Source organism: uncultured Thiocystis sp., assembly GCF_903866365.1.
Taxonomy (GTDB): Bacteria; Pseudomonadota; Gammaproteobacteria; order Chromatiales; family Chromatiaceae; genus Chromatium.
In genome coordinates this window covers 1-8207 of record NZ_CAIPNF010000094.1, presented here as the reverse complement: position 1 = coordinate 8207, position 8207 = coordinate 1, and the positions used below count along the sequence as shown (strand labels likewise).

Below are 8207 nucleotides of genomic sequence, written 5' to 3'. Positions count from 1 at the left end.
GGGTTTGGCCGGTGCTGGCTTCGCGTCTGTCGTCGGCGTTGGCGCACCCTGGACAACCTTGGGCGCGGCGGGCTTGACGGGTGCCGCCCCGACGGTGGGCGCGGCTGGCGCCGGCTCGGCCGCTGGCGGGGCAGCCGGCTCGGGCTCGGGTGGCGCGCCGGGATCCCGGTACGCATACAGCGTGGTTTTGGCTTTAGCCGGCGCGGCGGGTTTTGGTGTCGGTGCAGTCTTGCGGATGGTCTCGGGCGCGGGTGCCGCGACCGGTTCCGCCGGCAGACGCGGTGCCACCTGGACGACCGGCGCTGGCGGTCCCTCGCGGGGCTCCATGGCACAGGCGGTCAAGCCCACCACGGCCATCAGAATGGTCGGCAGTCTGGTCGATATATCCATCATGGTTCTTGATCGCAAAGTGAAGATCATGTCGTCTTAAACCGCATCCCGCCGCGCGTCGCTGGCAACCGCGTGCCTGGGAAATCCGCCCGGCGACATGGTTCGCCCTGGCCGCGGTTTAATTGTAAAAATCGCTCATGAACAGGTTTTCGCCGCCCGCCGGCTGCCGCGGTTTCGGTTTTGGCGCGGGGGGGGGCGGCTCGCGCTCGGCGACTGGCTCCTCGACGGCTTGAACGGCCGTCTTCGTGCCAGCGCCACCGCCACCGCCTTGACTGGGTCGCTTGGCGCCGGCGTTCCCGTCGCCGCCGTTGCTGCCGCAGCGGGCTGCGCTGTCACCGATGTAGGGCACATTCGCGCGCCCGCAGGCATTCGCGATCACGACGCCATCGGGCGGAAACTCCGACAGCGGTTCATTGGGCAGTGCCAGCATGAAATCGCCCCAGACCCGCAGCGCGCCGGTGCCCCCGGCGAGCCCCATGGGCTGGTAGTCGTCGCGACCGACCCACACCACGGCGACCTTGTCGCCCGAGAAGCCGGCGAACCAACTGTCGCGCATATCGTCGGTGGTGCCGGTCTTGCCCGCCATGGTCATGCCTTCCGGCAATTTTTCCCCCAACCAGCGGGCGGTCCCGTTGGTGACGACCCGCTGCAGGGCCCAGGTGGTGAGATAGGCGGCCTTGGGATCGACCACCGCCTCGACCGCGAGCGGATAGCGGTTCAGCGGCCGCCCCTGGGCATCCACGACCTCGCGAATCGCCCGCAGTGGCGCGCGATAACCGTTCGCCGCGATGGTCTGGTACATCTGTGCCACTTCGAGCGGCGACATCGACACCGATCCCAGCAGCAGCGAGGGCACGACCCGGATCTTGCGCTGGACCCCAAGCTGATAGAGCGTCTCGGCGACCTTTTTCACCCCGACGCCGAGCCCGAGATTGACCGTCGCGAGATTCAGCGAACGGGCCAGGGCGTCAGAGAGCTGCACCGAGCCATTGACCCGACGGTCGTAGTTCTTCGGCTCCCAGCGTTTGTCGCCGTCGGGCAGGCTGACCGGGGTATCCTGAATGCTGGTGGTCAGCGTGAAACGCTGGGGTTGCGACAGGGCCGTCAGATAGACCGCCGGCTTGACCAGCGAGCCGATCGAGCGGACGGTGTCCAGCGCCCGGTTGAAGCCCGCGTAGCCCGGCTTGCGGCCCCCGGCCACGGCCAGCACCTCACCCTGATCCACCGAGGTCACCACCGCCGCGGTCTCCAGGGTTCCGGTTTTCATGCCACGGGATTTTTCCAGCGCGGCCAACTGGACCGGGAGCGAGCGTTCGACCGTCGACTGCACCAGCGGATCCAGGGTCGTGAAGATATTCAGCCCCTCCGAGCGCAGATCCTCGTCGCGATAGTCGCGTTGCAGTTGGCGCCTGACCAGCGAGATGAAATCGGGATACTCGCCGACCGGACGCCCGCCTTCCTCCGAAAGCCCCAAGGGGGCCGTCTTGGCCCGCGCGGCGTCCTCGGCCAGGATCACGCCATCGCGGACCATGAGATCCAGCACCAGATCGCGGCGCGTTTTGGCGGCTTGCGGGTGACGCCGCGGATCCAGGCTGGAGGGCGCCTGAACCAGGCCGATCAGCAACGCGGTTTCCGGGATCCCAATCTCGCTCAGCGACTTGTTGAAGAAAAACGTGCTCGCGAGCGCGAATCCGTGAATCGCGCGGCTGCCGTCCTGACCGAGATAGATCTCGTTGGCATAGGCTTCCAGGATCTCCTCCTTGCTGTAGCGACGCTCCAGCAGGAGCGCCATATAAGCCTCCTTAAGCTTGCGCTCGAAGGTGCGGTCGGCGTTCAGATAAAAATTCTTGACCAACTGCTGGGTCAGGGTACTGGCGCCTTCGACCACCGAACCGGCCTGCAGATTGCTGAAGGCGGCGCGCAGGATGCCCTTGGGATCGACGCCGACGTGACGGTCGAAGTTGCGATCCTCGACCGCCATCAGGGTCTTGACCAGCAGCTCGGGGAGATCCTTGCCGCGGACCAGCAGGCGATCTTCGTTATGCGTGGGATAGATACTGGCGATCAGCATGGCATCGAGCCGGACCAGCGCCGGATCGGGGCCGCCGCCGGCATCCTTCAGGCCCGCGACCCGCTGGTCGGTGAGTTGGATATCGAGCTGTCGATCCGGCTCCTGACCGTCCCAGAAGCGGAAGGGCCGGGTATGCACCAGAAAACGCTCGCCCTCGCGACGATAGGTGCCGGGACTGGAAGGTTCGGCGGCCTGGCGATAATTGAGACGATCCAGTTCGGCCTGAAACTGCTCCGGATTCAGCGGCCGGCCGGCATAGAGTTCAAGCGGGCGCGCGAACACACGCGCCGGCAGCGCCCAGCGCTGGCCCTCGAACTTGCCCCGGATCACGCGGTCGAGATGGACGCCATAGAGCAGACCGGCCACGCCGATCCCCGCCGCGATCAGGAGCGCCCACAACAACAGAAATCCGCCGAGACGGAAACGTTTGCGGGGAGGCGGGCGCTTCCTCGCGCGAGAAGCGGATTGACGACGCGGTGCGGCCACGGGTCAACACCATCCGCGCGCGCACGGGCGGCAGGGTTTGACATACTTTGAATTCGGAACGGGATTTGGATACATCGGGAACGTAGTCTGTCTTTTATCGGCGTTTCAGTCGCTTATCGTCGCATTTGCAGCCTTCCGATACAACCTTTCGCGCTGGCGGCATGGGATGAAACCAATCGTCCAGGCGACGTGCCGCAGCGCCAGACGACGCAGCCCGCCTAAGCCTCTTCGATAAATTCCAATGCGTTACCGTCCGGATCGCGACAAAAGAGCGCACGCCGTCCCGAGCGGCTCAGGGTGTAGGGAAGCCCGTCGGCATCGAGACGCGCGATCAGCGCGTTTAGCGACGACACCAGCAGCGCCACATGCCGATCGCGTCCGCCATGGGCGGGACGGCCCGCGACCGGATCCGGATTCGGCAGTTCCAGCAGATGAATCTGTCGCGCCCCGACCCCGAGCCAGGCTCCTGGGAAGGGCAGCGCTGGGCGCTCCGAGAGAATCTTCAGACCCAGTACACCTTGATAGAAGCCTAGCGCTTTGGCGGTATCGGAAACAATCAGGCTGACATGATGGATGTCTCGCACGAGCGACATGAGGTTCTCCTTGGCATGGAGCCGGCTAGAGCCTTGCACTATACTGGCTTTTCACATTCGAGCGGCACCGTTAAACCATGCGGTGGCGGTACAAGATAGGCCATGTATTTCAGATGAACCCGGACCTGGGACGCCTCCAACCCTACCCTTTCGAAAAGCTCGCCGCGCTCAAGCAGGGACTCCAGCCACCCCGTGGGCAGGAGCCGATCGCCCTGCAGATTGGCGAGCCCAAGCACCCGACGCCATCCCTGATCACCGACGCACTGATCGCGCATCTCCACCAACTGTCCGTCTACCCGACGACCCGCGGAACGCCCGAACTACGCGAGGCAATTGCCCGCTGGCTGACGGTCCGCTTCCAACTCGTCGGCGGCAACGCCAGCCGCCTGGGCATCGACCCCGAGCGCCAGATCCTGCCGGTCAATGGCACCCGCGAGGCATTGTTCGCCTTCGCCCAAGCGGTCGTCGACCGCTCCCGCACACCGCTGGTGCTGATGCCGAATCCCTTTTATCAGATCTACGAGGGCGCGGCACTCCTCGCTGGGGCGGAACCCCGTTATCTGGCCTGCCGGGCGGACCACGGCTTCATTCCCGATTTCGACGCCGTGGACGAGGCGACCTGGAAACGCTGTCAACTGCTCTATGTCTGTTCGCCAGGAAATCCCACCGGGGCCGTCTTCGACCAGTCCACCTTCGCCCGTCTGATCGAACTCGCGCACACCCATGATTTCGTGATCGCCTCGGACGAATGCTATTCCGAACTCTATCTGGACGAGACCTCCCCGCCGCTGGGGCTGCTCCAGGTCGCGGCGGCCATGGGCAACCCGAATTTCAGTCGCTGCATCGTCTTCCACAGCCTGTCCAAACGCTCCAACGCACCCGGACTGCGCTCGGGTTTCGTCGCCGGCGACGCGGCGCTGATCGAGCGTTTTTTCGCCTACCGGACCTATCACGGCTGCGCCATGTCGCTGCCCATCCAGAGCGCCAGCCGCGCCGCCTGGGGCGACGAGTCGCATGTGCGCGAAAATCGCCGGCTGTATCGGGATAAATTCACCGCCGTCCTCGAGATCCTGGATGGCATCCTACCCATGGAACGGCCCACCGCCGGCTTTTATTTGTGGCCAAAGACGCCGATCCCTGACACCGAATTCGCGCGTCGGCTCTATGCCGAAGAAAACCTCAGCGTGCTACCCGGCAGCTTTCTCTCGCGCGAGGTCGCGGGATGCGATCCCGGCGAGAATCGTGTCCGCTTGGCGCTGGTTCCACCGTTGGACGAATGCGTGGACGCCGCGCGGCGCATCCGGCGCTGTGTCGAGCGGATCCAGCGCGAGGGTTGAGGTGGTTTCCAAGAAAGTATCGATCCAGAATCAACGCTTTAAATAGACAGGACTCACAGGATTTTTCAAGATTGACAGGATGAAAAACGATCGCTTCCATCCTGTTCATCCGGCGAAATCGTGTGAATCCTGTCCATTCGTTGCCTCTCAATGGTTAAAACGTTTTCCGGAAATCACTTAAACCCCTATGCGGGCTTGCATCGCCCTCCCGACGCCATCGTGTGCCCTTTGACGAGCAACCCGCTTCCGCTGACAACTGACAACTGACAACTGACAACTGATAACTTTTGACCTCCATGCAAATTCAGATACGTCAGACCGACAACGCCGAGACGCCAGCCATTTGCGATCTGATCAAGGCCGCGTTTGGCGATCCGCAAGGATTTGAGGTCGCGCAATTAACGGTCGATCTGCTGGCCGACGCGAGCGCGCAACCCCTCCTGTCGCTCGTCGCCACGACCCAGCGAACGGACATTGGCGATCCGCTGCTCGGGTATATCCTCTTTACCCATGCCAGGATCGAGCGAGCCAGTCGAAACGTTTCCGCCGCGCTTCTTGCTCCATTGGCCGTACACCCCGACGTCCAATCCCAGGGGATCGGCGGGCGGCTGATCGCGGACGGACTCGCGCGACTGACGGCGGCGGGCGTGGATCTGGTCTTTGTCCTTGGTCACCCCGACTATTATCCCAGGTACGGTTTTGTCCCGGCCGGGAGCCTCGGGTTTGACGCCCCCTACCCCATTCCGCCGGAACACGCCAATGCCTGGATGGTCCAGGCACTGCGACCAGGGTTCCTTGGGCATATGCGGGGGCAAATCGCGTGCGCCCATGCGCTCGACGAGCTTCGGCACTGGCGCGAATAAACCTTCACTTTCAACCAAGACGGAAACAACATGACCGATCAGCAGACCATCATCGTCGAAGCCTTCGAGCGCCGCGCCGAGCTCACCCCGCGCAACGTCGAGACCCATGTCCGCGACGCCGTGCAGGACGCCATCGAGCGGCTCGATCGGGGCGAGATTCGCGTCGCCGAGAAGCGCGACGGCGACTGGACGGTCAACGAGTGGATCAAGAAGGCGGTGCTGCTGTCGTTCCGCATCGAGGACAACTGGTTCATCAAGGGCGGCTTCACCAACTATTACGACAAGGTTGCCTCCAAGTATGCCGATACCAACTCGCGCGAGTTCCGCGAGTCCGGCGTGCGCGTGGTGCCGCCGGCGACCGCTCGCAAGGGTTCCTACATCGCGCCGGGCTGCGTGCTCATGCCCTCCTATGTCAACATCGGCGCCTATGTCGACTCTGGCACCATGGTCGATACCTGGGCCACGGTCGGTTCCTGCGCCCAGATCGGCAAGAATGTCCATCTGTCCGGCGGCGTCGGCATCGGCGGCGTGCTGGAGCCGGTGCAGGCCGCGCCCACGATCATCGAGGACAATTGCTTCATCGGCGCGCGCTCCGAGGTCGTCGAGGGGGTCATCGTCGGCGAGGGCGCGGTGATTTCGATGGGGGTCTACATCGGCCAGAGCACCAAGATCTATAATCGCGAAACGGGGGAAATCCTGTTCGGACGGGTGCCGCCGGGCGCGGTCGTGGTCCCCGGCAATCTGCCGTCCAAGGACGGCACCTACAGCCTCTACTGCGCGGTCATCATCAAGCAGGTGGACGCAAAGACCCGGAGCAAGGTGGGCATCAATGAACTCTTAAGGGACATTTGATGACGCTGTACGGCATCTCGAACTGCGATACGGTCAAACAGGCGCGCCGCTGGCTCGACGGTCGGGGCATCGACTACGTCTTTCATGACTACAAAAAACAGGGACTCGACGAAGTCCAACTGCGCGCCTGGGTGGCCGAACTCGGTTGGGAGACCCTGCTGAATCGTCGCGGCACGACCTGGCGCAAGCTGCCGGAGTCCGTGCGCGAGGGGATGGACGAGGCGCGCGCGATCCAGGTCATGCTGGACACGCCATCGATCATCCGCCGCCCGCTGCTCGACACCGGCACGGCCCGCCATGTCGGTTTTTCCGAGACTCAATATCAGGAGCTGTTCCGCTGATGTCGCCCACGCTCGCGCTGGCTCGCGATCTGATCGCTCGCCCTTCCGTCACGCCCGATGATTGGGGTTGTCAGGATCTGATGGCCGCGCGTCTAGCCGCGCTCGGTTTTCGCATCGAACCCATGCCTTTCGGCGAGGTGAGCAATCTCTGGGCGCGGCGCGGCGACGCCGGGCCGGTCTTCTGTTTTGCCGGACATACCGATGTGGTGCCGACTGGACCGCGCGACCGCTGGACATCGGACCCTTTCGTCCCGACGATCCGCGACGGTCGACTCTACGGTCGCGGTGCCGCCGACATGAAGGGTTCGCTGGCAGCGATGATCACCGCCGTAGAAGACTTCGTGGCCGGGCACCCCGACCACGGCGGCTCCATCGCCTTGCTGATCACGAGCGACGAGGAAGGCCCATCGGTCAACGGCACCGTCAAGGTCGTGGAGCGTCTGGAACGGCGCGGGGAGAAGATCGACTATGCGCTGGTGGGCGAGCCATCCAGTCGCGAGCGTCTGGGCGACACCATCAAGAACGGTCGGCGCGGCAGCCTGAATGGTTTTCTGAAGGTGCATGGCAAACAGGGCCATGTTGCCTATCCGCAACTTGCCTTGAATCCCTTTCATGTCAGCGCCCAAATCCTGGCCGCGCTCTGCGCCGAGGTGTGGGACCAGGGCAACGATCACTTCCCGCCGACCAGTCTCCAGATCGCCAATCTGAACATGGGCACGGGGGCGGAGAACGTGATTCCGGGCCAGTTGGAGGCCCAGTTCAATCTGCGTTTCTCGACCGAGCTGACTCCCGAAATCATCGAGACGCGCGTCCGGCGGATGCTCGATGCCGGCGGTTTTGACTATGACCTGACCTGGCGCCTGTCGGGCAATCCCTTTCTGACCCCCGCCGGCGAGCTGGTGGCCGCCGCGCGCGCGGCCATCCGGACGGTCACGGGCATCGACACCCGGCTCTCGACCACCGGCGGTACCTCCGACGGACGTTTCATCGCACCCACCGGCGCGCAGGTGGTGGAACTGGGGCCGCTCAACGCCACCATCCATCAGATCGACGAGTGCGTTGGCGTGGCGGAACTCGACCAGCTCTCCGCGATCTATCGGCTGATGCTGGAGCGGCTGCTGCCCGAGCAGTAGGCGGCAGTTGGCAGTTGGCAGTTGGCAGTTGGCAGTTGGCAGTTGGCAGTTGGCAGTTGGCAGTTGGCAGTTGGCAGTTGGCAGTTGGCAGTTGGCAGTTGGCAGTTGGCAGTTGGCAGTTGGCAGTTGGCAGTGATCAGT

7 protein-coding genes and 1 pseudogene are annotated in these 8207 nt (G+C 64.0%); 5 read left to right on the top strand and 3 right to left on the bottom strand.

Features of this window, described 5'->3' with window-relative positions; translation table 11 throughout:
• The 3 genes and pseudogenes from QZY07_RS05840 to QZY07_RS05830 all read right to left on the bottom strand — a co-directional run.
• Nucleotides 1-393, bottom strand: a pseudogene (locus QZY07_RS05840) (hypothetical protein); the annotation flags it as partial.
• A gap of 115 nt (nucleotides 394-508) precedes the next feature.
• Nucleotides 509-2947: a penicillin-binding protein 1B gene (mrcB, locus tag QZY07_RS05835; RefSeq protein ID WP_295400580.1), complete on the bottom strand. Its 2439-nt coding sequence runs from the start codon at nucleotides 2945-2947 to the stop codon at nucleotides 509-511.
• A 218-nt stretch (nucleotides 2948-3165) separates the two neighbouring features.
• Complete coding sequence (locus QZY07_RS05830) at nucleotides 3166-3540, bottom strand: VOC family protein (RefSeq protein WP_295400578.1); 375 nt, start codon at nucleotides 3538-3540, stop codon at nucleotides 3166-3168.
• A 113-nt stretch (nucleotides 3541-3653) separates the two neighbouring features.
• Between QZY07_RS05830 and dapC the strand changes: the two genes are divergently transcribed.
• The 5 genes from dapC (at nucleotide 3654) to dapE (ending at nucleotide 8066) form a co-directional block, all read left to right on the top strand.
• Nucleotides 3654-4877 (top strand): succinyldiaminopimelate transaminase, encoded by a 1224-nt coding sequence (gene dapC / locus QZY07_RS05825; protein ID WP_295400576.1) that lies wholly within the window; start codon nucleotides 3654-3656, stop codon nucleotides 4875-4877.
• 296 nt (nucleotides 4878-5173) lie between these two features.
• Nucleotides 5174-5740 (top strand): N-acetyltransferase, encoded by a 567-nt coding sequence (locus QZY07_RS05820; protein ID WP_295400574.1) that lies wholly within the window; start codon nucleotides 5174-5176, stop codon nucleotides 5738-5740.
• 30 nt (nucleotides 5741-5770) lie between these two features.
• Nucleotides 5771-6592 carry a 2,3,4,5-tetrahydropyridine-2,6-dicarboxylate N-succinyltransferase gene (gene dapD / locus QZY07_RS05815; protein ID WP_295400572.1) on the top strand — a complete coding sequence of 274 codons (822 nt, stop codon included), beginning with the start codon at nucleotides 5771-5773 and terminating at the stop codon, nucleotides 6590-6592.
• Nucleotides 6592-6933 carry an ArsC family reductase gene (locus tag QZY07_RS05810; protein ID WP_295400570.1) on the top strand — a complete coding sequence of 114 codons (342 nt, stop codon included), beginning with the start codon at nucleotides 6592-6594 and terminating at the stop codon, nucleotides 6931-6933. The genes dapD and QZY07_RS05810 overlap by 1 nt, the downstream gene beginning before the upstream one ends.
• Complete coding sequence (gene dapE / locus QZY07_RS05805; protein WP_295400569.1) at nucleotides 6933-8066, top strand: succinyl-diaminopimelate desuccinylase; 1134 nt, start codon at nucleotides 6933-6935, stop codon at nucleotides 8064-8066. Before QZY07_RS05810 ends, dapE begins: the two co-directional genes overlap by 1 nt.
• Nucleotides 8067-8207: the final 141 nt, after the last annotated feature.

Excerpts from the sequence above, each read along its gene's own strand:
- QZY07_RS05830 (WP_295400578.1), bottom strand. The coding sequence starts at position 3,540 with ATGTCGCTCGTGCGAGACATCCATCATGTCAGCCTGATTGTTTCCGAT.
- dapC (WP_295400576.1), top strand. The coding sequence starts at position 3,654 with ATGAACCCGGACCTGGGACGCCTCCAACCCTACCCTTTCGAAAAGCTC.
- QZY07_RS05820 (WP_295400574.1), top strand. The coding sequence starts at position 5,174 with ATGCAAATTCAGATACGTCAGACCGACAACGCCGAGACGCCAGCCATT.
- dapD (WP_295400572.1), top strand. The coding sequence starts at position 5,771 with ATGACCGATCAGCAGACCATCATCGTCGAAGCCTTCGAGCGCCGCGCC.
- QZY07_RS05810 (WP_295400570.1), top strand. The coding sequence starts at position 6,592 with ATGACGCTGTACGGCATCTCGAACTGCGATACGGTCAAACAGGCGCGC.
- dapE (WP_295400569.1), top strand. The coding sequence starts at position 6,933 with ATGTCGCCCACGCTCGCGCTGGCTCGCGATCTGATCGCTCGCCCTTCC.